29 protein-coding genes and 1 tRNA gene are annotated in these 25,652 nt (G+C 64.3%); 27 read left to right on the plus strand and 3 right to left on the minus strand.

The features are described 5' to 3' along the window. Positions 1-117 precede the first annotated feature (117 nt). From LMT64_RS06930 to LMT64_RS06955, 6 genes are all read left to right on the plus strand, one after another. Positions 118-531 (plus strand): hypothetical protein, encoded by a 414-nt coding sequence (locus LMT64_RS06930; protein WP_126351503.1) that lies wholly within the window; start codon positions 118-120, stop codon positions 529-531. Next, the gene (locus LMT64_RS06935; protein ID WP_170165935.1) at positions 528-758 is read left to right on the plus strand and encodes a hypothetical protein; all 231 of its coding nucleotides are present in this window, start codon (positions 528-530) and stop codon (positions 756-758) included. The genes LMT64_RS06930 and LMT64_RS06935 overlap by 4 nt, the downstream gene beginning before the upstream one ends. Then, entirely contained in the window at positions 755-958 is a 204-nt protein-coding gene (locus LMT64_RS06940; protein WP_229253099.1) for a hypothetical protein, read from the plus strand. Before LMT64_RS06935 ends, LMT64_RS06940 begins: the two co-directional genes overlap by 4 nt. Further along, positions 955-1,257, plus strand: coding sequence for a hypothetical protein (locus LMT64_RS06945; protein WP_126351505.1), 303 nt, complete (start codon positions 955-957; stop codon positions 1,255-1,257). The genes LMT64_RS06940 and LMT64_RS06945 overlap by 4 nt, the downstream gene beginning before the upstream one ends. Before the next feature lie 30 nt (positions 1,258-1,287). After that, entirely contained in the window at positions 1,288-2,160 is an 873-nt protein-coding gene (locus LMT64_RS06950) for a hypothetical protein (RefSeq protein WP_126351506.1), read from the plus strand. Positions 2,161-2,397: 237 nt separating this feature from the next. Continuing rightward, positions 2,398-2,477: transfer RNA gene (locus tag LMT64_RS06955), tRNA-OTHER, on the plus strand. Between the two features lie 2 nt (positions 2,478-2,479). Here the strand turns inward: LMT64_RS06955 and LMT64_RS06960 are convergent. After that, complete coding sequence (locus tag LMT64_RS06960; protein ID WP_126351507.1) at positions 2,480-2,746, minus strand: hypothetical protein; 267 nt, start codon at positions 2,744-2,746, stop codon at positions 2,480-2,482. Next, positions 2,743-3,345, minus strand: coding sequence for a hypothetical protein (locus LMT64_RS06965; RefSeq protein WP_229253100.1), 603 nt, complete (start codon positions 3,343-3,345; stop codon positions 2,743-2,745). The genes LMT64_RS06960 and LMT64_RS06965 overlap by 4 nt, the downstream gene beginning before the upstream one ends. Here LMT64_RS06965 and LMT64_RS06970 point away from each other — a divergent pair. From LMT64_RS06970 to LMT64_RS07070, 21 genes are all read left to right on the plus strand, one after another. After that, a complete protein-coding gene (locus tag LMT64_RS06970; RefSeq protein ID WP_229253450.1) occupies positions 3,229-3,723 on the plus strand; it encodes a terminase small subunit in 495 nt (164 codons plus the stop codon). The genes LMT64_RS06965 and LMT64_RS06970 overlap by 117 nt on opposite strands. Beyond that, positions 3,723-5,030 carry a PBSX family phage terminase large subunit gene (locus LMT64_RS06975; RefSeq protein WP_126351509.1) on the plus strand — a complete coding sequence of 436 codons (1,308 nt, stop codon included), beginning with the start codon at positions 3,723-3,725 and terminating at the stop codon, positions 5,028-5,030. Before LMT64_RS06970 ends, LMT64_RS06975 begins: the two co-directional genes overlap by 1 nt. 53 nt (positions 5,031-5,083) lie before the next feature. Beyond that, positions 5,084-6,409, plus strand: a complete 1,326-nt coding sequence (locus tag LMT64_RS06980; protein WP_229253101.1) for a hypothetical protein — start codon at positions 5,084-5,086, stop codon at positions 6,407-6,409. Continuing rightward, positions 6,406-7,725, plus strand: coding sequence for a S49 family peptidase (locus LMT64_RS06985; RefSeq protein WP_126351511.1), 1,320 nt, complete (start codon positions 6,406-6,408; stop codon positions 7,723-7,725). Before LMT64_RS06980 ends, LMT64_RS06985 begins: the two co-directional genes overlap by 4 nt. A gap of 10 nt (positions 7,726-7,735) precedes the next feature. Next, positions 7,736-8,110, plus strand: coding sequence for a hypothetical protein (locus tag LMT64_RS06990; RefSeq protein ID WP_229253102.1), 375 nt, complete (start codon positions 7,736-7,738; stop codon positions 8,108-8,110). 81 nt (positions 8,111-8,191) lie between these two features. After that, positions 8,192-9,406 carry a hypothetical protein gene (locus tag LMT64_RS06995; RefSeq protein ID WP_126351513.1) on the plus strand — a complete coding sequence of 405 codons (1,215 nt, stop codon included), beginning with the start codon at positions 8,192-8,194 and terminating at the stop codon, positions 9,404-9,406. 52 nt (positions 9,407-9,458) lie between these two features. Next, positions 9,459-9,845 carry a hypothetical protein gene (locus tag LMT64_RS07000; protein ID WP_126351514.1) on the plus strand — a complete coding sequence of 129 codons (387 nt, stop codon included), beginning with the start codon at positions 9,459-9,461 and terminating at the stop codon, positions 9,843-9,845. A gap of 11 nt (positions 9,846-9,856) precedes the next feature. Continuing rightward, the gene (locus LMT64_RS07005) at positions 9,857-10,285 is read left to right on the plus strand and encodes a DUF4054 domain-containing protein (protein ID WP_126351515.1); all 429 of its coding nucleotides are present in this window, start codon (positions 9,857-9,859) and stop codon (positions 10,283-10,285) included. Further along, entirely contained in the window at positions 10,282-10,698 is a 417-nt protein-coding gene (locus LMT64_RS07010; RefSeq protein ID WP_126351516.1) for a hypothetical protein, read from the plus strand. The genes LMT64_RS07005 and LMT64_RS07010 overlap by 4 nt, the downstream gene beginning before the upstream one ends. Further along, positions 10,691-11,077 carry a hypothetical protein gene (locus LMT64_RS07015; protein ID WP_126351517.1) on the plus strand — a complete coding sequence of 129 codons (387 nt, stop codon included), beginning with the start codon at positions 10,691-10,693 and terminating at the stop codon, positions 11,075-11,077. The genes LMT64_RS07010 and LMT64_RS07015 overlap by 8 nt, the downstream gene beginning before the upstream one ends. After that, entirely contained in the window at positions 11,074-11,349 is a 276-nt protein-coding gene (locus tag LMT64_RS07020) for a hypothetical protein (RefSeq protein ID WP_126351518.1), read from the plus strand. Before LMT64_RS07015 ends, LMT64_RS07020 begins: the two co-directional genes overlap by 4 nt. Continuing rightward, positions 11,346-11,735 carry a hypothetical protein gene (locus tag LMT64_RS07025; protein ID WP_126351519.1) on the plus strand — a complete coding sequence of 130 codons (390 nt, stop codon included), beginning with the start codon at positions 11,346-11,348 and terminating at the stop codon, positions 11,733-11,735. The genes LMT64_RS07020 and LMT64_RS07025 overlap by 4 nt, the downstream gene beginning before the upstream one ends. Then, on the plus strand, positions 11,732-11,953 hold the full coding sequence (locus tag LMT64_RS07030) for a hypothetical protein (RefSeq protein WP_126351520.1): 222 nt from the start codon (positions 11,732-11,734) through the stop codon (positions 11,951-11,953). The genes LMT64_RS07025 and LMT64_RS07030 overlap by 4 nt, the downstream gene beginning before the upstream one ends. Positions 11,954-11,955: 2 nt before the next feature. After that, entirely contained in the window at positions 11,956-12,444 is a 489-nt protein-coding gene (locus tag LMT64_RS07035) for a hypothetical protein (protein ID WP_126351521.1), read from the plus strand. A gap of 216 nt (positions 12,445-12,660) precedes the next feature. Further along, positions 12,661-12,966: a hypothetical protein gene (locus tag LMT64_RS07040; RefSeq protein ID WP_126351522.1), complete on the plus strand. Its 306-nt coding sequence runs from the start codon at positions 12,661-12,663 to the stop codon at positions 12,964-12,966. Positions 12,967-12,995: 29 nt separating this feature from the next. Next, positions 12,996-13,475 carry a hypothetical protein gene (locus tag LMT64_RS07045; protein ID WP_126351523.1) on the plus strand — a complete coding sequence of 160 codons (480 nt, stop codon included), beginning with the start codon at positions 12,996-12,998 and terminating at the stop codon, positions 13,473-13,475. After that, on the plus strand, positions 13,472-13,918 hold the full coding sequence (locus LMT64_RS07050; protein ID WP_126351524.1) for a hypothetical protein: 447 nt from the start codon (positions 13,472-13,474) through the stop codon (positions 13,916-13,918). The genes LMT64_RS07045 and LMT64_RS07050 overlap by 4 nt, the downstream gene beginning before the upstream one ends. 65 nt (positions 13,919-13,983) lie before the next feature. Further along, a complete protein-coding gene (locus tag LMT64_RS07055; protein ID WP_229253103.1) occupies positions 13,984-20,301 on the plus strand; it encodes a phage tail tape measure protein in 6,318 nt (2,105 codons plus the stop codon). Continuing rightward, positions 20,298-21,884 (plus strand): hypothetical protein, encoded by a 1,587-nt coding sequence (locus LMT64_RS07060; RefSeq protein ID WP_126351526.1) that lies wholly within the window; start codon positions 20,298-20,300, stop codon positions 21,882-21,884. The genes LMT64_RS07055 and LMT64_RS07060 overlap by 4 nt, the downstream gene beginning before the upstream one ends. Next, positions 21,881-22,321, plus strand: a complete 441-nt coding sequence (locus LMT64_RS07065; protein WP_126351527.1) for a hypothetical protein — start codon at positions 21,881-21,883, stop codon at positions 22,319-22,321. Before LMT64_RS07060 ends, LMT64_RS07065 begins: the two co-directional genes overlap by 4 nt. After that, a complete protein-coding gene (locus LMT64_RS07070; protein WP_229253104.1) occupies positions 22,318-25,185 on the plus strand; it encodes a hypothetical protein in 2,868 nt (955 codons plus the stop codon). The genes LMT64_RS07065 and LMT64_RS07070 overlap by 4 nt, the downstream gene beginning before the upstream one ends. Here the strand turns inward: LMT64_RS07070 and LMT64_RS07075 are convergent. After that, the gene (locus LMT64_RS07075; RefSeq protein ID WP_126351529.1) at positions 25,182-25,649 is read right to left on the minus strand and encodes a hypothetical protein; all 468 of its coding nucleotides are present in this window, start codon (positions 25,647-25,649) and stop codon (positions 25,182-25,184) included. The genes LMT64_RS07070 and LMT64_RS07075 overlap by 4 nt on opposite strands. Positions 25,650-25,652: the final 3 nt, after the last annotated feature.

The raw sequence follows: 25,652 nt of genomic DNA on the forward strand, positions 1-25,652 counted from the left end.
CCAGGGCCGCATCTGTCTGTGCGGGCGGTTCAATCTGGGTGCAGCGTCCCCACCAGTTGAACGCCGCGCAGGACCAAATGATTGCCGCCACTGTGCAGCAAAAACTGGGGGCACCCCATGACCCGCCGCGCCGACCACCTCCGCCCCGCCACCGAAGCAGAGGTGGAAGCCAGCGTGGTGGACCGCTTCGCCCTTGCCGGGTGGTATCCGGTCAAAACTGAGGCCAACATGCTTCGCCGGGGCAAGGCAGGCCAGACCCGCCCCGGCCATATCCCGCCGGGCTTTCCCGACTACCTGTTCATGCTGGGCCTGGGCGAAGGCACCGGGCTGGGCCTCTGCGTGCTGGTGGAGTTGAAGCGGCCCAAAGGCGGCAAGCTCAGCGCCCGACAGCGCCTGATGCGGGCCAACCTGGGCCAGAACTATGGACTGGCGGTGCATGTGGTGCGGAGCATGGAAGAGGCTGAAGCGGTCATCGCCCTGGGGGACCGGCTGCAAGCTGCCCTCCTCTCGGCCAGTGAGGGCAGGCTGTGAGTCGGGGCCTGCCTAAGAGCGAAGGGGCCAACCTGCGGTTCTTGGCAGCGCTCGCCTCGGGACCACGCAATGCCTACCAGGTGGGTGAACAGCTGGGCTGGCACCCCAGGCTCGCCAAGGATGTCGCCCGCCGGCTGCATAAAGCGGGCCGACTGACCCGCAGCGGCGCTGGCTTACCGGGTGAGCCCTACCTTTTCCACCTGCCCAGCGCCCGGAGGCAGCCGTGAGCCGCCGCAAGCGCTCTAAGCAGCGCTGCCGGACGTCCGGGAAGGTCATCTTCTACACCGAGGCCGCCGCCCTGGTCGCTATTGCCAGGGGACAAAGCTGGCGGCACGGCACGTCCACAAACGCTTACCGGGCCTATCCGTGTCCCCATTGCCGTCACTGGCATCTGTCCAGCAAGCCGCGCCGGGAGCCTCAGCCATGAGCCGACGTGACCGTCAACTCACCCGCCGCCTGATCGCCCAACACCAGGCGCAGCAGAAGGAAGACCAGACCCTCAACACGCAGCTGGCTGAGCTGGAGCGCCAGTACGCGCAGAGCGGCTGCCGGGTCGAGCGTGGTCTGCTGCTGGCCCAGTACACCCGCCTGCGCTGTGGCCGGGTGCTGGTGGGTGATCCCTACTGGCTGTATGAGGCTGGCCTGGACCCACGGGCCAGACCGCCCAGCCTGGCCCCGGAAGATAGGCCGCCCCCGCGTAGGCTGGCCGCTCGGCAACCCGACTGACCACTCCACTTCATTCTCCAGAGGTAACGAATGCCCCACTCCCCCATCCGCCGCCGTGCCCGCGCCCGCGCCCTGTACGCCGCCTGCAAACCCAGCGGCCGAAGTGTAGAAGCCACCCGCCGCCAGCTGTCCTATGCCGCCTGGGCAGCCCGCACCGAGGGGGACTGGGCCACCTACCGCGAGATCATGCGCTCCCTGGCCGAGCTGAGGGACCGCAGTAAAGCGGATGGCTGGAAACCCACGACCGATGAAGCTCGCCGGGTGCGGCGTGAGACACCCCGTACGCCACCCGTCGTGCTGGAGCGTGAGGCGGCCCAGCGCGTGGAGCATGACGAGCGCAGGCAACGTCCACTGGATCCGGAGAAGGCTGCCCGCAACCTGATCCGCTGGCGGGCCGAGGCCGTGTGTGAAGCTCTGTGGGGCGTGGCGTGGGGCACGCGGGAGTGGGAACACATTCCCACCCGCCCCATCACCGCCAACGTGTACGTGAGTGACGGGCAGACCACCGCCAGTGTGCAGACCCCGCAGCGCCTGACTGTGCGGGTACCTGGCCTTCACCAACTGGGCATCGAGGCGCACCATTTGCGGATCTACCGCGCCGAGTACGATGCCCTGCTGGAGGGCTGGGGTGTGCCGCAGCAGCGCAGCCTGCAAGCAGCCCGCCTCAAGCTGAATGACAGTAAGGCGGCTGAGACCCTCTATGCCGCAGCGCTCCGCAGCCTGCCGCAGCCTGAGCTGGCCCTGGCCTGGGCAGACTACCTAAGTGGCTCCCGCCTGGGTGCAGTGTTCCAGCTGGACCCCCGGCGCGGTGAGGTTCGTCTTGCAGCCCGGCGGAGCACGGCCCTGCGGGAGTGTGCCCTGCAGCTGGGAGGGCTGGCCGAAGTGTGCCCGCCCGTCACCTAGGGTCACGAAGCTTGATGCGTGCGTTCGCAGGCTGTATCGTGTAAACAGTCAAGAAGTGTGAAAGCACCTCGAAAGCGTCCGATGGGAGTTCCCGCCGGGCGCTTTTTTCTTGGCATTCAGGGACTGCGAGGTGACCTGCATGAAACGCTAACGCCTAGACCCCGGCCCACCACAGCCGATGTGGGAGGTGGCCCATACCACCGGTCTGACTTGACACCCCGGAAAGACGGGGAATACGCGGGCTGTAGCTCAGTGGCAGAGCCGGGTGCAGCTTCCAGGCCACCAGGTCGCCAGTTCGATTCTGGCCGCCCGCACCACGTCACCCCTTGATGAAAAGCAGAATGGCAGGATTGGATTTATCGCGCCCGTAGTAATGCCACTCGCTTTCTTCCCCATTCACCACGATGAGGAGGGGAGCACTAAAATTTTCCGCCTGCGTAATCTTCTGATGGTCGTTCGCCGACAAATGTGCGACCGGTATGACGCAGCCCTGCCACCCTTGTACCTCATCGGTAAACCCATCTGTGCTGACAGCGTCTAAGCGTTGAGGTGTGGCCGGTGGCATCAGTACATCAATTTCGTTCATGACCCCACCGTATCCGAGTCAGTAAGGGGTGGATCGACTTCGTTCGGCCCCCCTTGATTTCTCAGTTCTATATGCTCACTGCCCAATCGGGTCATCATGAACTTCCACCAGCCATGCTCTGTATTCAGGACAACGGAGGTTCCCTTGAGGGCCTCTTGCCTTAGCGTGTTCCACTCATCTTCGCTCAGTCCAAGTTGAGTGCGAGACAGCGAGAGCGTGCGCACTTTCTGGCCGCGCTCGTTGATGGTGTAAGACGAGCCAACCTGTAACTGCTCCCTGACGTAGTACATACCCCACTCTATCCAAGGAGGTGACCCGCCCATGCCCAAAGACACGCCGAAGCCCCAGCAGCAGCGGGGCACCAAGAAGGCCACTGCGCCGCCTAAAAAAAAAGGCAGACCAATCGGGGGCAAAGTTTTGCCAAGAATGAACATGGGCTGACGCAGAAGCAGGAGCTGTTCTGCTACGAGTTTCTGATTGACCTGAACGCGACTCAGGCAGCGATTCGAGCGGATTACAGCGAGCGAACGGCGAGAAGTCAGGCGCAACGGTTGCTGACAAATGCTGACATTCAGGCCCGGCTGCGCACCCTCATGCACGAGCGTTCCCAGCGGACCCAGATCACAGCAGACGCTGTGCTAGAAGAACTGGCTGCCATTGCCTTTTCCAACTTGGCCGACTATGCCGAGTGGGGCAGCGAGATGGGGGTTAACTTCGTCCGTTTGAAACCCAGTGCAGAGTTGACGCGCAAGCAAACAGGAGCGCTGAAGTCCATTAAACATGTCAGTAAGCGGGGGAAGACCGACGAGGACACCCTTGAAGTAACACCGCATGACAAGCTCAGCGCTCTGGACAAGCTTGCCAAGCACCTGAACCTGTACGGGGAGCACGGCGAGAGCGAAGGCGCGAGCGGCTTTGAGGAGATGATCGACCAGCTGGCAAGGCTCCGGACGCAGCGGGAAAGAGGTGATGATTGATGTGGTTCCCTATTGAAGGTTCGCCGCTGCATTCCATGCTGGACAGCACAGCCCGTATCAACATCTGGGGTGGGCCGGTCCGCTCCGGCAAAACGGTCCACTCTCTTCTCCGCTGGCTGGAGTTCGTCCTGACTGCTCCCAAAGGTGACCTGTGGATGGTGGGTCGCACCGCTGGCAGCCTGGAGCGCAACATCCTGGCTCCCCTGAAAGATTTTACCGGCAGCAAATTCAACTACAGCTTCAGTCAAGGCAAAGCTTGGTTTGGTGGCCGCGAGATCTACATCATCGGAGCCAGCAACAAAGATGCGGAGGGACGCATTCGGGGCAGCACGGCCGCTGGGGCATACGGGGATGAAGTGACGCTGTGGCCCGCCGAAGTCTTCCGGCAGTTGGGTCTACGCATGAGCGTGCGCGGAGCCAAGGCGTTTTACACCACCAACCCGGACGGCCCGTACCACTGGCTGAAAACCGAGTACATCGATAAGCGCCGCACCAGCGCGAACCCAGACGGCCTGGACCTGGCCTACTTTGAATGGCCGATCAGTTCTAACACCACCCTGGATCCCGAGTACATCGCGGCGTTGGAGAAGGAATATTCCGGCCTGTGGTACAAGCGGTTCATCCAAGGGCTGTGGGTGGCTGCTGAGGGAGCCATTTACGACTTCTGGGATGAGCCACTGCATACGCTGGAGCAGTTCCCGCAGGCTGACGAATACTGGCTGTCGTTCGATTACGGCACCAGCAACGCCACTGCGGGTGGTCTGTTCGGCAAGCGAGCCGCACCGCCAGGCGAACTGCGGGCCTGGATAGAGCGCGAGTATTACTACTCAGGCCGCGAAACGGGCAAGCAGAAGACTGATGCTCAGTACGCGGACGACATCGTGTCTTGGTTGGGCACTGACCGCGCAAAAGTCAAAGGTCTGATTCTTGACCCCAGCGCCGCCAGCTTCAAAGCGGAGATGCGTGAGCGTGGCTTCCATGTGGTGGAGGCAGATAACGATGTCCTAAACGGCATTCGAAGACAAGCCAACATGCTGAACAACGGCGAGTACAAGGTGGGCAAGAACTGCCCCCACACCATTCAGGACTATGGCGCTTACCTCTGGGACGCGAAGGCCACAGCCAGAGGTGAAGACAAGCCCATCAAAGAGAATGACCACACCAAGGACGCTGAGCGCTACTTCCTGCTGACCCAGTTCCCGCTCGAAGACGAAAACACTCAAACCGCTACAGGCCAAGCCTTGGCTGCTCAGGCGGCGTTGCTGGCCGCCGCCAGACTCAACAGGAAAGGAGGTGAGCGCCGTTGAACCTGCTACATAAAGTTCTCGCCGAGAAATATGGGACCGCACGCACTGACCCTGTGACGCCTCAGCGCCACAGTCTGGCCCCGCAGCAGTATCTGGCCCGCAGCACCACCAGCCGCATGCCCCGCGAGCGTGTCTCCGGACGCTCCCGCTTCGGCAAAATGTGGGGGCTGTGGAGCACCGAGCAGCTGGCGGGCCGTTCACGCCGCGCTGCCATCGAGCTGTGCCGCCAGGCCGTAGACACCGACTCCGATGCGGGCGGGGCCATGAACGACCTGGTCGCGCTTGCCAATCCACCTGCAGCCGACGGGACCAGCGGCGTGCGGCTGGAGTTCGAAGGCAGCGAGTCAGCCAAGAAGCGGGCCAGAGCGGAGACAGACGCGCTCCTGGCTCGGCTGCACTTGCCACTGCATGAGCTGATCAACCATGAGCTGCGCGAGGTTTACGTGGCCGGAGCGACCAGCCTGGAGTGGTATCCCAACCGGGGCCGCAGCCGGGTAGAGGGCGTGGAGCTGCTGCCTCCAGAGGACATTACGGTCCGCCGGGTGGACGACCAGCGGCAATACTGGCAGGACGGCAACGACCAAGCCATGCACCCGGCCACCTACCTGTACGCCGCATACGGCACCGCTGGCCGTGACGAGCTGGGCCGCCCGGCGATGCTGGCCGCGCTGGGTGAGCTGGAGCGCAAGGCGCAGCTGACCGAGGGTATTGATAAGGCCATTCGGCTCATCTCTCAGGGTGTGTTTCTGAAAATCGGTGTGCCCAAGCCCACGCCGCAGGAGTTGGGCGTGGCGAGTGAATCGGACCCTGGCTACATTGATGCGCTGGCAGGCTATTACGAGTCTTACGTGGAAACGGCAGCCAGCGCCCGTGACCTGGGCATCCTGGCCGTCGAGGACGGCACTGAAACGCAGGCCGTGAACCTGACCGGCAACGTGGGCGGCATGGGAGACCTGGAAGCCATGAACGCGCTGAAGGTCTGGTCGGGTTTGATGACCTTGCCGTTCATGCGCGGGAAGATGGATTCCACCACCCAGGCGCTGGCGCAGATTGTTTACCCCATCCTGCTGACCCACGCGAACAACATGCGGGAGCCGGTGCGCCGCAGCGTGGAGTTCGGGCTGAACCTGAACCTGCGCTTGGCTGGTATTCCGGCGCGGGTGCGACTCCAGTTTGCGGAGCCGGCCAACCCGTTCATCGAAGCCCACGCCAAGGCGGCGCAGCTGCAGGCAGAAACCGACACGCTCTACACCGAGCTGTACGGCGAGCCATATCTGCGCTGGGCTGCTGAGCGGGACGGGTTTGACCCTGAGCAGGTCCTCGCGGCGCGGCAGCGTGCGCCCACTGCCGCAAATTCACCCCCTGGAGGTACCCAGTGAAGAAAGATAGCCCCCTTAGCCTGTTTTTGGCGCGGCCTGTGGCGATGCTGCCTTACGCACTCGCCGCGCTAGAAGAAACCATCCGCGCAGGCCCCCCAGAGCCAGAGCGCCGCGCCGAAGCCGCCCCAATCTCTCAGCAGAGTGGGGCGGTTGCCATTATCCGGATGCACGGACCCGTGTGGGCAGGCGCTCCGGAGTGGCTCAGGAACTACATGGCGCTCACCGACCCCTATGAGGTGACCGCTGCGGTCAACGCCGCGCTGGGCAACGCTGACATTGTTGGCATCGTGCTGGATATCAACAGTCCCGGCGGCATGGTGGAAGGCGTAGACGCGGCGGCTGAAGCGATTCGGAATGCCGCCACCCAGAAGCCGGTGATTGGCTGCGTGCGTGACCTGGCGGCCAGCGCCGCCTATTGGATGGCGAGCGGGGCCACCCAGATTCTGACCAGCCGCACCAGCATGGTGGGCAGCATCGGCACCTACATCCGCTGGACGGACAGCAGCGCCCTGTACAGCGAGATGGGAATGCAGGTCCACGTTTACCGCTCCGGCAACCTGAAGGCCCCTGGGCAGCCGGGTGAGCCCCACAACGCACAGGTGGACGAAACCTACAGCAGCGTGGTCGAAGACACCAACGCCGTATTTCTGCGGGCGGTGGGCCTAGGCCGTGGCGTGACTCCAGCTCAGGTCACTGAACGCTGGGCGTCTGGCCGCTGCTGGGTTGGTGAAAACGCGGTGGCGGTGGGCGTGGCCGATGCACTGGGCAGCCTCAGTGATGCTGTGCAGCTCGCCGCCGGTAACCGCGTCCTCACTCGCCGCGCCGCCGATGTCGAAATCGTCCGCACCGCCGAAGCCCCCACTCAGGAGGAACCTGAAATGAACGAAGAAACCCTGAAGCTGCTCGGCCTGAAAGCCGACGCCACCCCCGAACAAGTGCAGGCGGCCATCCAGAAGCGTGACGCTCAGGCCCGCGCTGACGTGCTGGCCCAGCTGGGCATTGAAGATGAGGAAACCCCTGACCTCAAAGCCCTGGCCGCCCAGGCGGCTGACGGCGTGCAGTATCGCCAGAGCCTGGTCGAGCGCCTGCGCGCCGCCACCATCACCCAGCAGGGCAACGACGAAGTGGGCCAGCAGGCCGCCGAGCGTGCCGCCAAAGTCTGGGGCAGTGCCGAGATTGGTGACCTGCGGGCCGAAGTGGAGCGCCTGGAAGGCCAACGCGAAAGCAGCCTGCCCGCTGGGCGTGTCGCCAAGACCGCGACCGAGCAAGTCCCCACCAAGAAGCGCCCCAGCGCCCGCGCCTACGGGCGAGTTTAAGGAGTAGACCATGAAGAAACAGATTCGTGTTGGCAACGTCGGCTATAACGGCCAGGAGCCGAAGGGCGGCATCACCTACAAAGTGGTGGCCGGTGCCGAGAAGGGCGACATTGTTGGCCCCACCGCTAACCCTGGCGAAGTGGAACGTCCCGCCGCCGGTAAGCCCTTCGTGGGTGAGCTGGTGACCTTGGAGCGCGATGGCGTGGGCAGCGTGCACCGTGGTGAGGTGACCATTGCCCGCCGCACGGGTGCCATCACTCCCGGCTTCACTGAGCTGGCGACGGACGGCACCGGCGGCGTGCAGGCAGCAGCTAGTGCTGGCACCGGCACCCGCTGCCACGTCATCGCCACCGACGCTGACAGTGTGGCGTTCTACATCCTCTAACCCTACTGACCTTCTCCGCGCCTGGTCTGCGCCTCGTCGGTCCGCTCCTGGCGGGCCTTTTTCCATTTCCCCGGAGGGATTATGACTGTAAAACGACTCGCCCAACTGGACGACGGCATCTACCAGGATGCCCAGGCAAATGCCGAGCACGGCCGCGCTTATGTGGACGTGAACGCTCACCTGCACGCAATGGCGGAGCAGGGCGACCTGGACGGCGACCTGTACGACCCCGAACTGCGCGTGAATGGTCACGCCGTCAGCCCCGTGCGCCAGATTCTGGCCAACAGTGGCGTGGTGCTGGACGGCCCCAACGCTGACCGCGTGAGCGTGTTCACCCCTGGCAGCAGCGACTACGTGAAGGGCGCTGATACCCTCTTCGCCGCACTGACCCAGGAAATGTTCGAAGGCAGCATGGGCATTGGCCGCAGCGCTGACTTGAGCTTCAGTACTGACCCCGCCGCGCCTGGTGACGTGAACTACCCGCTCCAGTACAACCGTGCGGTTGACCTGCGCGAAGACGTGCCGGATGAAGTGGTGAGCCTGGACGACCTGGTAGACACCGTGACCGGCGTGGACGGCAACGGTTACTACGGCGCTCAGATCACCGAACCTGACTACGACAGCTACGAGCTGAGCCGCGTGGCCGAAGCCGCCGAGTTTCCCCTCTACAGCATCGAAGCGGGCACCCACCGCGTGAACGTCTACAAGCGTGGCGGGCGCGTGCGGGCCACTTACGAGAGCCTGCGCCGCCTGAAGCTGCCGTTGCTGCAACTCACCTTCGACGCCATTGCCCGTGGTGAGCAGCGTGGCCGCGTCAAGGAAGCGCTCGCCGTGCTGGTGAACGGTGACGGCAACGGTAACGGTGCGGTGATTGACTCCACCGTGCCCGCCGACTGGACCCTGCAAGCGATGGACGAGTACCGCCTGCGCCTGGCGATGCGCGGCCGCACCACTCGCCTGTACGTCGGTGACATGACCGAGGTGCTGCGCGTGCTGGCCCTGCGCTACCCCCAGAACGGCACCGCGCTGACTCCTGACCAGCTGGCGATGTACGGCGCTGGCATGCGTGCCCCTGATGGCCGCCCCATGCGCGTGGCTCCCGAGGGCAGCATTCTGGACGGCTCCAAGATGCTGCTGGCCGTCACCGGTGGTCTGGAGCAGGTCATTGAGAACGGCAGCCAGATTCAGGAAACCCAGCGTTTCATCCGCAACCAGACGCAGGAATGGGTCATGTCCATCAACGAAGGCTTTGCCAAGCCCTTCGCCAACGTGGCCCAGGCCATCAAGCGCGCCTAAGCCTCTACCGGGTCAGCCTCAGCGCTGGCCCGCTGACCTTTAAGGAGCCATCATGGCTAAGAAAGACGATATTGCTGCCATCAAGGCTGCAACCGGCGTGACCCTGAAAGAAACCGACTACGCTGCGGCCGAACTGGCTACTCTGCGCCAGCTGGCTGAAAGTGGCGAGGATAAGCGCGCCGAGTTCAACACCAAGGTGGAAGAGTTCAAGAAGCCCGCCGCCACCCAGACCGGCGGCGAAGGTAAAGAAGGCGAAGAGGCCGACGGTGGCCCCACCATCACCGTGAAGGTGGGCGACAAGGGGAGCGGCAGCTACCTGCACCCCACCAGCAAGACGGCCATCATTCGCGGCTCTGGCGAAGGCGTGAAGGTGCCGGACGATAGCTGGACTCAGGACATGCTGGCGAAGCGTTTCCTGATTGAAGTCCGCACCAAGTAAGGCGGTGGGCCGTGGCTGTCCAGATTGAGGTGACGCCCGAGCAGGTCGCTGCCGCTTACCCCTCAGCCCCGGCGGTCACCGCCGAGCAGATTCAGCAGGCCCGTGACTGGGCTGAACCGCAGCTGGAAAGCGCTGGCATCCTGCTGGCGCCAGACAGTCGGCAGGAACGGGCGGCCCGCCGCGCTGTCATGCTCTACGCGCTTCACCTCGCCAGTCAATTCGGCGGCCTGGCCGTGCGCACCGACACGAAAGCCCAGGCCGGCGTCATTCAGGAGCGCAAGAAGGTGGGCGAGCTGGAGAAGGACGTGAAATACGCTTCTCCGGGCGAGTCTGCCTCCGGCTTCCTGGCGACGGCCGACGGCTATCTGGCTGAAGCTTGGGCCGCACTCTACGCTGCTGGGCTACCCAGACCTCGCTTATCAGCTGGGGCCAGCCGGTGACCGGGCCGGGCACGCTGGAGTTTCGCGGCGACCTGGGGCCGGAAGTGGTGGAAATGGTTGAAGATTTTGGCCATGACCTCGCCATCATCCGGCCAGGCAGCAGCCCGAACGGGTGGGACGACGACGGCAACCAGATCATCGGCCAGCCCAGCACCCAGGCGGTGCGCGGTCTGCTGATGCCGGCCAGCGCCCGTCGGCGCGCCGCTGCCGCCTCTGCTGGTCAGGGCCTGCCGGTGCCTGCCTACGTGGCCTATGTGCCGTTCGGCGCGGTAGACCTCGACACACCTGGCTGGCATCTCCAGCACGGCGGAGAGAACTACTACCCGCTGCGGGACGCCCAGGACATCGGCGGGCAGGGCATCTGCTGGCTGATTGAGCTGGGCAGCCCTGGAGAGGTGGTGCAGCGTGGCTAATCTGAATCCCGCTGGCTGGGCGGAGCTTCAGCGCCGGGTGCAGGGCAGGGCCGTTCAGGCTGCTGGCGCTGCGGCTCAGGTGCTGGACCAGAAGCTGGCAGGGGAAGGCAGTGGTGCAAAACACGCTGGCCTGCCCCACCGCAGCTCTGCGCCCGGTGAATACCCCGCCGAGCAAAGCGGCGACCTCCGTGAGAGCGTCGGCAGCCGCCCAGCTGGCGAGATGGGCGCAGAGTTCGGCCTGATTGATGCCCCGGAACATGCCGCCCACCTGCACTTCAAACCCCCGCAGGCCGGGGGCCGTCCAGTGATGGACATGGCGCTGGCCGATGACGACATTCAACGCGCCGTCTTGGACGGCTTTAAGGATGGTGGAGTATGACCCAGACGCAAAAACCGAGCATTAGCCGCGACGTTCATTACGTGGGCCTCAATGGTCGCCATGTGGCCGCCAAGGTGAGCTACGTTTATGAGCCCAAGACGAAGGAAGACTCCACCGAGCAGCAGCGGTGGGACAGCCTGGTTGAGCAGGACTGTGTTGATGTTCATGCTTTCTACCTCGACTACGACAAGCCGGTGAATTACATCGAGAGCGTGCCCTACGACCCGGAGGGCAAAAAGCCTCATAGCTGGCACTGGCCTGAGCGTGTATGAACCTGCTCCAGGCCCTGTCCAGACTGCCCGAGCTGACCGCGCCGCTGGGCGGCGTGTACGACAGCGTACCGAAAGCGCCGCCGGTTGGCCCCTACGCCATTGTTTCCGACATCAGCGACGTGGTGACCCGCGCAGGTTTTGACTACCAGGACCGGCAAAGCACGGTGCTGGTGACCATCTACGGCGCGGAAGGCGGCAGCCTGGGCAGCCTGCGCCCGCTGTGGCGCAGTGTGAGGGAGCTGGGAAGCGTCATCACCTCACACCCCGGCCTGCCGCCCATCGCGGGCTGCATGCTGTCGGCCACCCTGCCACCCACCCACGACCCCGTGACCCGGCGCCCCTATGCGGGCGTGCGGTTCCTCATTCCCTACAGGAGCAACACATGACCAAAGCAACCGAGAAGACCGAAGTGGTGGCGCCCGAAGTGGACGCCGACTATGGCAAACCCGACACCAACGGCAACCGCTGGCGCACGGAGCCGGTGGACGGTGGCCGGGTGCGCGTGCATCTGATCACTGAAGACGGCCAGGGCCTGAGCGTCCAGGCCGATACCGAAGCCAAGGGCAAAGAGACCCTGCGCGACCAGCTGAAAGGCGGTAACTAACCATGACTGCGCCTGATCCCACCTTTTCCGCCAACACCAGTGCTGCTATTCGCCGTGACAAGGACTACCTGGAACTGGCGTTCCAGCCTGCCGTTCAGGGCGGTGCGGTGACGTTCGCCCGCGTACCACTGCTGAGCGAATTGGGCGGCTTCCAGCCCCAGACCAACGTGGCCCGTAAACCGCTGTTTGTGGACGCGGACGGCAAGACCCGCACCCTGGTCGCCATCATGAATGAAGGCGGCAACATTCAGTTCGCCGTAGCGGCCAACAGCAGCGACCCCACCTTCAAGGCGGTGCTGAAGGCAAGCAAGGAAGGAAAGAGTGTCCTGTACAAGGCCCACTACGCTTCTTCTGGCGTGACCATCCAGGGCGAGGCCGCCGTGCAGGACCGTGGCATGCAAGGCGGAGCCACGGACATCCCTGAGTGGGGGTTCACCCTCGAAGCGATGGCGGCCGAGTACCTCGACGCTGCTGGCGCGGTGATCGCCTGATGACCACGCTCACGCTGAAGCAGGGGCGCGGGCGTGAGCTGGTCCTCTTCGCGCCCCGCTTTACAGAGCAGGGGGTGAGCGCGGCGGCCGTCATGGCATCCGCGCCCATCCCCCGGCCTCTGATTTTTAAGGCCGGAAAAGACAAATACAGAGTGCCCGCGATTCCGAGACGCGGGTTTTTTATCGCTGAGATCACGCTCACGAGGGTGGACTGATATGGCAGAGTTGTTTAACGTACTGGCTGGCAAAAGCAAAGATACGTTTGCTATTGGGGGCATAGATTTCTACGCTGCGCCGCTGACCATTGCTGAGTGGAGTGAGCTGGCAACCCTCCCCGATGACCGCTTGCTTGACTTTCTGACGGCAAAACTCAAGGCCCGCATCAAAGAGCCGACCAAATGGTCGCCTGACCGCATTACGCTGGGCTGGCTCAAGCAGAATCTGCCCCAGAACATGCTTGGCACAGTGCAATACCTGCTTATGCACGGCAAGATGCCGGAGCCTGAGTCCGGAAAGCCGTAGAGCCGGTAGATGACGCTGTGCTGAGCAGCATGATCTATCGGCTGATTGGCGTTACCGGCTACACGCTGCCCCAAGTGATGGCCCTGACCATGCCACAACTGGAATGGCTGCTGGAAGGCTGTGGGCAGATGCTCTACCCCAGGCTGAAACCACAGTTGGACGCGCAATTCGCGAAGGTCAGCAGCGCGCCGAACAAGGAGAATCCGGGCGGGATCAGTGACGTGCGGAAAATCATCGTGGAGCACCGCGAACGGTTGACCAACCCTGGCTGGGAGCCAACGCTAGAACAGCAGGAGCGGGCCGAGGCCTATGCCATTCAGTACGCCGATTACCTGCCGCCGCGTGACGAACAGATCCGCCGCATAGAGCCGCTGGAGGGGCTGCCCGCTGAGACGGCGCAGGCCATCATGGATTACGCAGCGGCAGGCCTGTTCCCCACCGACATCTGGGCACATGACGTGGTGGTGCTGTGGCGCGAGATTCAGGTCACGGCTAGAGTGCAGACGTGAAATATGTCAACGATGACACTCCGGCCCCACCAGCCAATGATCGGCTGGGGGTTGCCGATTGGCTGAAAATCGGTCTGGCGGTTCTGATGGTGCTGTTCCTGCTGGGACTGTGGCGGCAGGATACCGACGCCGAGCCTGGGCAGCCTAGCCAGAGCGCTGTCACCGAAGCTGCCCAGCACTGGGAGGGCAGCGGCGAGCTGAACACCGACCCCTTCAGACTGGACGCCCAAAACTACAGCGTGTCTGTTACGACTGGAAGTGACTGCTTCTACGCCTTCGACCTGCGCGGCCTGGACGGTGAATCCCATGAGGGGCTGGCCCGCGCCCAGATGGGCACGCAGGAGTCAAACATCTATCAGCTGCCACCAGGTGAGTATTACCTGGTGGTCACCACTGGCCCCGCGCCCAAATGTCCTTGGTCGGTGGATCTCACCCCACGCTAGGCCATCAGATTTTGACCCTCTCCCCGCCCCCGGCGGGGCTTTTTTTGCACCCCAGGAGGTGATCCATGACCGGAATCAAACTCGGTGACTTTACTGTAGGCATCATCCCCGAGGTCAGCCCCGCGCAGCTGCGGGCCGAACTCCAGCAGGGTGAGCAGCTGGCCAAGCGTATGCCCCTGCGGGTGCCCATCAAGCTGGACGACGCCTCGCTGAAATCCGAAACGCGCCGCCTGACCGCCGAGCTGCAAAAGGGCGCAGTCCTCAAGATCAAGCTGGACAGCAGTGCCATGCCCGCCGAGCTGAAGCGCATCCAGCAGCAGCTGGGCAGCGTGGCGAGCATCCGTGTGCAGGTCAAGGACAGCGGCAGGGCCCTGAACGATCTGCGGCAAATGGACAATCTGGTGAAGTCCCTGGGCAGCCGCATGCAGTACCGCGTGACCGTCAACACCAGCGCCCTGGAAGCGGTCCACAGCCGGATCAACACCCAGGTCCAGCAGCTCACCGCTCTGCTGGCGCAACTGCGCGCTGCGGGCGGGGGCAATGGTGGCGCTGGCGCTGGCCGAGGCACTCCCGGCAGCGCTCTACCTGCGGGCACGGCCAACACCATCCGCGAGATCGAGCGCCTCAACAACCTCTGGCAGCGCGGACAGATCAACGCCGAGAACTACAACTCCGCCCTGACCGCCATGCAGAGCCGCTTGCAGGCCGCTGCCCAGGGCGCAACCCGTGGCAGCGCCGAGTTTGCCCAGATCGACCGCGCCCTGACCCGCGTGACCACCTCGCTGCGGAGCATCAACACCGACAGCCTGGTCCGCATCCGGGCCGACGCCTCGGCGCTGCGGCTGGCCTTTGACAGCGCCACGGCGGGCGTGCAGCGCAACTCTGCGGGCTTCCGGCAGGCGGCCCAGACGTACAGCCAGGGAGCGCAGCAGCTGGAAGCCCGCCTGCAATCTCTGACCCGGCAGGCGCAGCTCACCCCTCAGCAACTGCGGCAGGTCAATCAGCAGCTCGCGCAGCTGGCACGGGAGCAGAACACCATTGCGGGGCGCGTGAACCATGCGGGGCTGAGCGGCAACATCGTGAACGCTGGCGGGGCGCTGGGCCAGGGCGCCGGAGCGGGCTTGACCATGATGGGCGGGGGCCTGGGCATGGTGGCCGCGCAGGGCGCGATGGTCGCCGCAGCCATGAACAGCATCTACCAGTCATCCGGTAAGGCGGGCCTGGCGCTGGGTGGCGTGGGCCTGGCGGCCATTGGAGCCGTAGGAGCGCTGGGTAGCCTGGGCACGGTGGGCCTCTCCGAAGTGAAAAAGGTGGAGACGGCCACCAACATCCTGAAAGCCAACGGCGCGCCGAATATCGAGGCTTTTCAAGGCCAGCTGGAGGACCTGAAGGAATCCCTGGGTGGCGTGGGCGATAGCTTTACTAAGGGTGATTTTGGTCTTGCTACCGCCGACATCGTGAAAGCCGGCGTGGAGTCCGCCGACGCGCTGACCCTGATGACCAGCAGCACCAAACTGGCCGCCGCCGAGCAGATCAACCTGACTGAAGCGTCCGGCCTGCTGCTGAAGAATTTGCGCCAGTACGATTACGAGGTGGGGGACGCCGCCCGCGTGGGCGACATGCTGGCGATGGCCGGTAACGCCGCTGCGGGCACGGCCTACGACCTGAGCGTGGGCCTGGGCATCGTGGGCGGCACGGGTAAGCAAGCCAAGCTGGAAATGTACGACCTGCTGGGCATGCTGGTCGAACTGGACAACAAGGGCATGTCGGCCGCCGACGTGGGGGCCAACGGTTTGCGCGCAGCCCTGTCCGCCCTCTCGGACATCACCAAGAAGGGGCAGGTCACACTCGGAGACCTGACCATTGCGATGGTGGATGCGGAAGGCAAGGCCCGCCCCGCTGGCGACATCCTGAAGGACCTGGGCGAAAAGATGCGCGGCATGGGCGTTTATGTCAATAAAACTACAGGTGAGTTAGATGGTAACGGCGAGGCCATGCAAACCGTCTCCAGCCTGATGGACAACCGCGCCGCTGCCGCCGTGATCAACCTGACCGGCGACTGGGAGAAGTGGAGCCAGCAGATCAAGGACAGTGGCGGCTACTTGGACGAATACGCCAACACCATGCAGGAGGGTGTGGAGCCTGCCCTCAAGAGCCTGAAAAACGCCTGGGCCGATACGGGCGCCGAGTTCGCCAAATCGTTCGCCGGACCCCTGACCACCTTCCTGAACGAAACGCTGAACCCCTTCGTGAAGAAGCTGGGCGAGATGTTCGAGATCCTGGGCAAGGGCAATAAGGCCGAGATCATGGCCTCGCTGCAGATCACCCCGGAGGACAACGGTACGGCTCAGATTCTGAAGGTACTGACCGCTGGGGCTTACACTGTGGCTGATTTTGTCGGTAGCGGGGGCCTGCTGGGCAATCCGCAGGACCTCGAAAACCAGGCCGTGAACGCCTACCGCGCCTCGCGTGGCTTGCCACCGCTGGGAGCCAATGCAGGTCAGGTGGGAGCGGGCGTGCTGAATGGCAGCAATGGCCCCATGGGGCAACAGGCCAGCCAGGCCTTTACCTATGGCTTTATCAGCAACCTGAAGGACACTTTCCGGCGCGACCCTCGCGTGGGCAGCGACTGCGCCATCATTGCCTACGAAATCCTGAATGCTATCGGCGCGGAAATCAAAGGGACGGCGGTGCAAAACGCTTGGGTTCCAACCTTGGAAGCCAATGCGAAGGCCAGCGGCTTTGAGCGGGTGCAGGGTGGCCCGCAGGCCATGCGACCGGGCGATTTGATCATCATCCCTAGTGCCACATCAGGCAGCGGCAAACACGCGATGGTGTTTGCGGGCTGGCATAACGGCAAGGCCATGGTCATCCACAACCCTGGGACGCAGCGCAATGGTCAGGATGGCATCACCACGGTCTATGCGGGTGGCGCAGAGCTGGCCAATGCAGCGGTCTACCGCGCCCCTGTCTCGCCCTTCACAGGCGGTTTCCAGCCTCCCACTGCTGGCAACCGCACCTTTTCGGAGTCCGGCGCAGTGGACCCCTACGCCAGCGGTGGACGTGGGCGCAGCGTCTCTCCCACAGGGGGACGCACCCCTGAGCAGCGCGCACAGGGCCTCTATGACCAGCTCAAAGAGGCCGAGGCCAGCCGCAACGCCGGCTACATTGCCTTGGTCAACAAGAAGGTCAGGGATTTTGTCGCTGAAGGCTATAGCGAACTGTGGGACGCCACCAAAACGGCCAACAAGAGCAGCGGGCGCAGCAGTAGCCAGCAAACGCCAATGGAACGTGAGCAGGCCGCGCAGGCTGAGGCGCGGGCGATGGATTTGCTGGAAGGCCAGCTCCGCAATGCCACTACGGACCGTCTGCGCGAGATCGTGGGCAGCGACGTAGGGCCGAACCTGAGCCTCGCCAAGTGGGAGCTGGCGGGCAAAATCCTGGAGGAGCGGGAGACGGGCCGCCCAGCCAGCCGTGACCAAACACCCGCCGAGCGGCAGGCGGCCGACCGTGCTCGCCAGCAGCTTGAGGCGAACATCCGCAACAAGAGCGACGCGCAGCTGGCCGTTCTGGTTGGCGGAACAGTCGGGCAAAACGGGTTGACCTACGAAACCTGGGAGCTGGCCGTCCGGGAGCAGGAAGGACGCCGAACGGGAAAACGGCCCGCAGAACTGACGCCGCTCCAGCGTGAGCAGCAACAGCAACGACAGGCCGTCCGGACGGAAAGGCTCCAAAATAACATCCGCGCCGCCAGTCCGGAGCGCCTGCAGGAGATCGTGGCCGGAGGCGTGACGCCGGAAATCAGCCTGGAACACTGGGAAATGGCCCGCGATGAAATCAAGCGCCGTGGGGAGGTGGCAGACCGGGAAGAAGAGAAGCGCGCCAAAGACGCTGAAAAACGCGCCGAACGTGTTGCCGAAGCCACCGAGCAGGCCCAGCGGCAAATGACCGGCTACACCGTGGGACAGGCCCAGGCCCGCGCCGAGGTGGAGCAGGGCAACTTGGACCGCTTCCTGGCTGGTCAGCGTGCTGCCCTGGACGCGGCAGGCGAGGACAGTGCCGAACGCCTGCGCATCCTTGAAGAAGGGGCCGACGAGGAACTGACCATCCGCACCAACCTGCTCACCGCCCAGTTGATTGCGGGCAAACGCGCCAACGAGCAGACGCGGCAAAACGCGCTGGACGGCATCCCCGAAGATGCCCCCGAAGAACTGAGAAAGGAGCTGGAAGCGGCCATCAATGCCGCCTTTGACACGGAAAATACCCGCCTGTATACCGCCTATGCCGACGGATTGCTGGAAGCCACCCGCACCGTCGAAAAGGGCGTGAGCGAGGCCACCAAGTCCCGCACGGCGGACCTGGCCCGCGAGTCCAAAGCCGTGCGCGACACGGTGGAGGGCTACGAGGATCTGGCCCGCAATGCCCAGGCCACCATCAACGCCGGGCAGTGGGACGAGGACGCGGCCCGCGACTATGCCCGCAGTCTCAGGGCACTGGGCGAGGCCGCTGACGAGGCAGGCATCGCGCAGAACACCCTGGTCGTGGGTGCGCAGGCGGCAGCCGAACTGCTAGGCAATACGGCCCAGGCGGGCAGTGACGCCGCGGCTACCTGGCTGGGCGCTGCTGCCGCCGAGATCGCTGTCGCTGGGCGGCTGGTCCAGCAGGGCGACACGCTGGGCGCCGTCATGGGCCTGGAAAACCTGATCACCCTGCTGGAAGAGGGGCCGCAGACCGATGCCACCCGTAAGGCCATCAGCCTGCTGAACGACGAGCTGGAGCGCATGCGGCTCAATATGTCGGACGGCGACTGGACCGGCATCGTCAACACCCTGGCCGCCATCCGCGAGGGACCGGAAGAAAGCGCTGTGGCTGCCCTGCCCAGCGCTGAAGACCGCGCCCGCCAGCAACCCACCGAGATGGACCGGGTGCTGGGACGCGGGGAAGCCCAGGCGGGTGACGATCAGGCGGCGCTGCAACAGTACGGATTGGACCGTGAGAAGGTGAGGTGGACCGAGGAAAAAGCCGAGGCACTCCGGAAGATGACGGCCGCCGAACTGGCACAGCGCCGCGCCGAGCTGGAGCGCATCGGGGACAGCCGCGCCTTGCTGGAACTCCAGATGATCGACACGCTGGAAACCGAGCGGGCCACCACCGCGACCGACCTGCTGGCCTCTGCCAAAGCCGAGCTGGACGGGCTCAACAAGGTCAGTATCCCGAGCTGGGAAGCCCTGGCCGACAAGCTGGAAGAGCAGGCCGAGCTGGGCGGCAAGAATGCCGAGAAGCTGCGAGAACTGGCCGCCGCGCTGCGGGAGGCTGGGCAGGCCAGCCAGAGCCTGGAGCAGTTGACCACCACGCTGCAGGAGATTCAGAGGGGCCTGGACTTCGCTGGCGACCTGTTCACCAAAATGAACGGTGGCGAGATGAACTGGGGCACCGCTGCCATGAACTGGGCGTCGGGCGGCATCACCGCCTTCACCCAGTACATGAGCGGCGACATTGCCGGGGCCGTGATGACCAGCATCAACATGATTGGTGATCTGGGGCAGGCCATCATGGATCTCAGCCCCGCCTTCCGGGAATGGAAAACCCAGATGCTGGAAGTGGCCCAGACGCAGAGGGAAGCCCTGGGTCTGAACACCGGCGGGTTTATCTCGCCCTGGCAGAAGCAGCTGGAAGAGGACGCCGCAGCCCGTGAGAAACAGGCCAACGCGGGATTCTGGCAGCGGGTGAGCTGGTCGCTGTTCGGTGGAGCGCCGAAGGTCATGAAGACCGAGTCGGCCAAACTTCTGGCCGAGCTGCAAACCATCTTTGCCGAGCTGGGCAGCGGCATGGCCAATATTTTCAGCTCCAGCATGGAAAGCGCCTTCCTTGAGGGCGACATGACGCGCTGGGCCGAAAACTTCGACAAGACCTTCGACGAGATGGTGGGCAAGCTCATCATCAAGACGATGGTGGAAGCAGCCATCCAGCAGGGGGCTGTGGCGAATGACCTGGCGGCGCTGACCAAGGCCATCCAGGAACAGCGCTACGGCGACATCCCCAGCATCCTGACCAGCATCAAGTCCAACGCCCGGCTGGCGCTCCAGCCCATTGCGGACGTGGCGCCCAGTCTGCCGGGGTTCGGGTCTGGGCGCACCGATGAGCAAGGGCGCCCCCTGGAGGGCGACCTGTTCGGGGCCGCGCCCAGCATCCAGCTGGGTATCCCGCGCATCGAAGTGCAGCTGCCCGCAGTGATGCAGCAGGGCATGACCGACTTCGCCGCCAGCGTGCCGGAGTTCCGGGCCGGAGCCCGTGAGCTGCTGCTGGGCGCTCAGGAGCTGCGGGCCGCACTCCGGGGCAACGGCAACCCACCAGCACTGACCGGATTAGGAGCCATGACATGATCGAAAACTGGGAACTGCGGGTCTGGTCCCCTGCCGGGCCAGGGCCGCGCATCATCCCCCGCGATGAGAGCTATATCCGGGCCACCGGGCTGCGCATGCAGCTCACCCCGGAGCAGGACTGCCGTGAGGCTACGTTCGACGCGAAAGGGGCCGGATTGCAATTGAAGCCCCTGGACTGCGTGCAGATCGTTTACGGCGGCACCCCGCTGTTTTACGGCGAGCTGAGGGACGGGGGCAACGTGCGGGACGTGCATGGGCACCGGCATGTGCTGCGGAGTGCGGCCCTGGCCCTGAAGGAGGTGACACTCAGCCCGGGCTTTAAAACCCCTCAACAGCCCGCGCACCTGACGGTGCGGACCATCCTGCAGGACGTGATCGCCAGCGGTCAACTGGGCAGCCCCAGCGTGATCGGGTACGACGCGGCGCTCTGCCCCGACCTGGGCTTCGACTGCCGGGCTGTCGTGGATGCCGCGCAGCAGACGGCCTACGCCCTGCTGGAGCGGATCGCCCAGGACGGGGCAGGGTACGGCGTGAGCGTGCGCTTTGGCGTGCGCCCTGACCGGAAGTTCTTCTGCCTGCCTGCCCAGATCACCACCCGCGAAATCCAGGAAGCGGAGCTGGCGAGCGTGACCTGGAAGCCGCCTGTGACTGAGGAGCCGGTCACAGCGGTGCTGTGGCATGTGGCAAAGAGCAACGATGGGCGGTGGGTGACGCATCTCAGCGTCAGCCCTGAAGCGGCCCTCTACCGGCAACGGGTGAAATCCGTGGCGCTGAATGAGGGAGTTGATGTCTGGATCACCGCCAACGACGCTCATTACGCCGCCAGCACCGGCACAAGGGTGGACGTTTTCAAATACATTCCCGAATCCGACGAGATTGAGATCACACACGATCTAAACGCCACAGATTCTCTTCGAGACGGCGTGGGCTTTGAAGACCGCACCATCGCGGGGGCGAGGGTCTACCTCGCTGGCGGAGAGTACGCCAGCGAGGTGTCGCTCACTGTCACCGCAAACGCTCAGCGCCTCGTGTTCCACAACGAGCACGGCTTTGTGGGGGACGAACCCGTTGGAGAGACCGGGCGCAAATACCTGGGACGTCAAGATACCTGGGCAGGTCTGCAGGTTGATGGCAAAGACGTGACCACGGTGCTAAGCAGCAGCCCCCATGTATTTACCGGGGCTTTTGGCACGGCCAAGCTTACCCTCAATCTGGCTGCCAGGCCAGAGCCAGCAGATTACTGGACAGCCAACCTATGGTTGAGGGAGGTGCGGGCCGAGCGGGTGGACACTGCCTTACTCGACAAGATGGCCCACTACCACTACAAGACCCCCCACCCCGAACCCGCTGACCTGGAGCTGCGGACCTTCATCCCACCTGCCCAGCTGCCTAAGTACGTCACCCTGGGCACGTACCAGAGCATCGTGGACGGGTGGGAGTACCGTATGTCGGCCCAGCGCGGCATGACCCTGGCGTGCCTGACCGGTCAGGCGGAAGACCCGGCGGCGCTGGCCCAGGCCGAGCTGATTAAGGCGCGGGACGGGCAGGCGGTCATCACGGCGATTACCGCAGGAGGCACATGATGAGATTTCTGGAGCCTCAGAGCTTCGAACTGCTGCGGGAGGGCACTGTACTGGTGGCCCTCCCGCCAACATTGGGCTTCCGTGAGCCGCTGGGCCGCGCAGACCCTTTCGAGTGGGACCACGCTCCCGGCAGCGCCGTGTGGTTCCCGCTGGGTGACGGCATCCCGGCGGCGCGGCCCCAGCTCACCATCGGCGGGACCTGGATGTACGGCAGTGACGACGCCGCTATGGTGGCTGCCTCGGAAATTCACCGCGCCTGCCGCCGGGCCGACAGCGTGATGTTCCGGGGGCGGCAACTGGCCGACCTGCGGCCGGACCTGCCCGGCACCTGTCGGGCCAGCCACGGCACCCGCTACCGCGAAGTGACCTACACGCTGACTCTAAATCTGACCGAAGCCCTTGACCCTGAAACCATTGCGGAGGCGCAACTGTTATGAGCTATATCCGAGGCACACCGCTCCACATCAAGCCTGGAGCAAAACTGACGGTGCAGCTGACACGCCCGTACCAATCCGGCACGCAACTGTCCCAGGCCCGCTATGAGGCCACCTGGGACGGCAGCAAATGGGTAGACCTGTTTACCCAGGCCGAGCTGAACATCCCTATGCCACGCCAGGGCAAGGAGGGCCCGCAGGCCAGCGGTGACGTGCATATCTACATCACCCAGGACCCCAACAGCCGGGATACGCGCAACGTGGCGCGGCTGACCTATGACGCCTCCACCTGGGGAGAGACAGCGCCGGGAGAACTCAATCTCACCGTCAACCCGCGCCCGATTGCCTGGGTGGCGACGGCGGGCCTGCTAGAGCGCCTCAATAGTTTTGATGGTACGGCGCAGGCAGCCATCAGTGCCGCCGAGCTGGAGGCGCAGCGGGCGGAGCAGTTCGCGGCGGATGCAGAGCGGGCATCGTGGGATGCCGTAGCGCTTGCCGCCACTGGAGCTGGCCGAAAAAGCGCCGTTAGCCTGGCCGAAATGCCAATGGAGGCCAGTGTTTACAACATCATCAATGGCGCAGAAGCGGGCCAGACCTGGGAACGGCTGGCCGATGGGTCGCAGGTGCGGAGGCCCGAACTGGAGGCGGCGAGCAAAACGGCGCTGGATGAGGCCGTGACCGAGACGCGCAGCGAGATTGCTGCTGTGGACGCGGCGAAGGTGAGCGTGGACGTGTTCCAGCAGCAACGCACTGCTATTCCGCTCATCGGTCTGAGCAGCAGTGACCCCACCGGCGACTTCCAGCAGCGTGTGGCGGACGCGCAGGCCACGAAAAAACCCTTGGACGGCGCAGGGGGAGTGTATGAAATGGCCCTGAGCAGCGCGGTAGACATGACCGGGACCGTCATCCGCAACGCCAGCCTGCGCGTGGATGGCGCGGTCAGTGGCGGCTACCTGCGCCTGGACCTGCGCTCGCAGGTGCAAACGCTGACCGAAACGTTCCAGGGCACGCTGGGAGCCAGACAGATTACCCTGCCCGGCCACGCCTGCCGCCCTGGCGACCTGCTGTATATCTACGGCACCGAGCAGTATTCGGTGGGCCGCCCGGAGTACAAAACGGGCGAGGCCCGGCGTGTGCTGTACGTTGCAGATGCCAACAACGTGATCGTTGACCGGGGCCTGCAATTTGCGTATACGGCACAGTACCCCGGCAAAGTGGTGCGGCGCGGGCGAGAACTCCATACCGGCGGGTTTGACGGCACGCGCCTGGAGTACATCGGCGCAGGCAACCGCCGGGGGGTAGAACTGTACTACGGAGACGGACAACTCGCCAGCAACGCCGAGTTTGTCGGCTGGCGTGAGCGTGCGCTGATGATGACAGACACCCACGGCACGGTGAGCGCCACCCGTATCCATGATGGCTATTACGACGGCACCAACAACTCCTATGGGGCCAGCGTCGTGGCGCTGTCAGACGTAGATTTCGTGGCCTGTCACATGAGCGCAGGCCGCCACAACATCGCCGGGGGCGGCGGTTATCCGGGTATTTACCGCGTGACAGGCGGCAGCTACCGGGGTGGACACTTGGCAGGCGGGCCAGCGCTGGACGCTCACGGCAATATGTGGAGCCTCAGCATCAATGGCGCTGAGGTGTACGGCGGCATCAGCACCAATGCCATGCACTCCAAGATCACCAATAGCCACATCACGGCGGGCGCATCCGGCTGCCTGTATGCCCTGGACGAAGCCCCTGCCGGGGCCAGCATCAGGGCTGCCAACACATCGATGTTCCGCGCCGTGGGTCAGCCCGCCGCGCCGATGATTCGCCTTGTGCGGGCCTGGGCACAGGACAACACCACCAACAGCATTCCAGACGTGCGGTACGGCACGGTCAGCCTGGTCAACGTGGATTGCGAGTACCACGGCGGCAGCCAAAGTGAGGAGATCATCCTCGACCTCAACGCCAGCCTGAAAAAGCTTGAAATCCAGGGCAGCACCTGGCTGCGGGTAGGTAACCCAGGAGCGCAGAAATCCAGCATCTCGTACAACCGTATTGAGCACATTGATATTGATGGGTTGGTGCTGGGCGGTGAGCGCCTCGTCACTGCGCGAGCCACGAAGGTCAGCACGGCTACACACCCAATTCTGGAGGCGTCGCCCAAATCGGCTCGGTTCCGGGTGGTGCCGACAGGCGTGGGCGGCTACGCGGCGAGTGGCGCGCTGGATCTGGTGGCCGCGGCAGACCTGCCCTGGGGTGATCTGGAGGCAGACATCACCGCCAAAGATAACCCCAGTTTGCCGTTGCGGGTGCGCTACTTTGGCCGTCTGCGCCTGCGCCAGATCAGCAGCGGCAATGCCTATGGCGCTGAGGTCACGGCAGGGCAGTATCAGGTGGGGGCCTGGATTGGCGACGGCACAGAGCTGCACGTCAGCCCCGACACCATCATTGATGAGACGGTAGACCCCGCCCGGTTTGGTCTGGCGCTGAGCAACGTGGGCCGGGTCGTTGCCCCCAGCGCCCGCGTGCGTGGACGACTGGGCAGCATTTATGTGGCTGCCGGGACGCCTGTCTGGGAGCGCAGCAATCTGCGGGAGGCGACAGGCGCGGCAGATTGGCCTACGCTCACGGGCAGTCTGGACAGCACGGCCAGCGTGGCAGCCAGCGCCACCAGCACGTTTAGCATCCCTGTTCCGGGGGCGGCGGTGGGCGATATTCCGCAGATCAGCCCACCCGCCAACCTGAGCGCCGATGTGTCGTTTTTTACTCGCATCGCCGCTGCTGGCAACGTGCAGGTCGTTGTCCGCAACCACACGGCGGCAACGGTGAGCATCGCCGGGACGTGGCGGGCACGGGTGAGTCGAAGCTAGTTCAGAGTGAAGTTGCTTAGCCATACCCGGCGAGCAGACGTCACCTTAAACGCCGAGCCATTGTCCAGCGTGAGGTAGATCGGCCCGCGCTCTATCTCTAGGCTGACTTGCCTCGGTTCCTGGCCGACTTCGACGGTCTGGAGCAGCTCGGTGTCCTGCCAGATGCTGAGCAGGCTCGCGCCATCTTGCGCCTGCTCAGGGTCGGGTGAGGCCACCAGGCTCAGGGTTCCGGGGTCACAGGCCATGAACTGAATGCCACTGGTACGGATGAGCCGCCAGACGCCGGGCTGCACTTCCACAGGTGGATTACGTGATTCTGGAAGGGCAGACCATATCCCACATTGTTCAGGGGTATTGGAGGGCTGGACGGATTGCACGTTCTGTCCCCGCTCAACCTGTGCAGGAATGTCTCTGATCAACCACAGGGCAGCCCAGAGGCTGGCCGCCAGCAGGAGCGCAGCCATGAC

Source organism: Deinococcus radiophilus (genome assembly GCF_020889625.1).
GTDB lineage: Bacteria > Deinococcota > Deinococci > Deinococcales > Deinococcaceae > Deinococcus > Deinococcus radiophilus.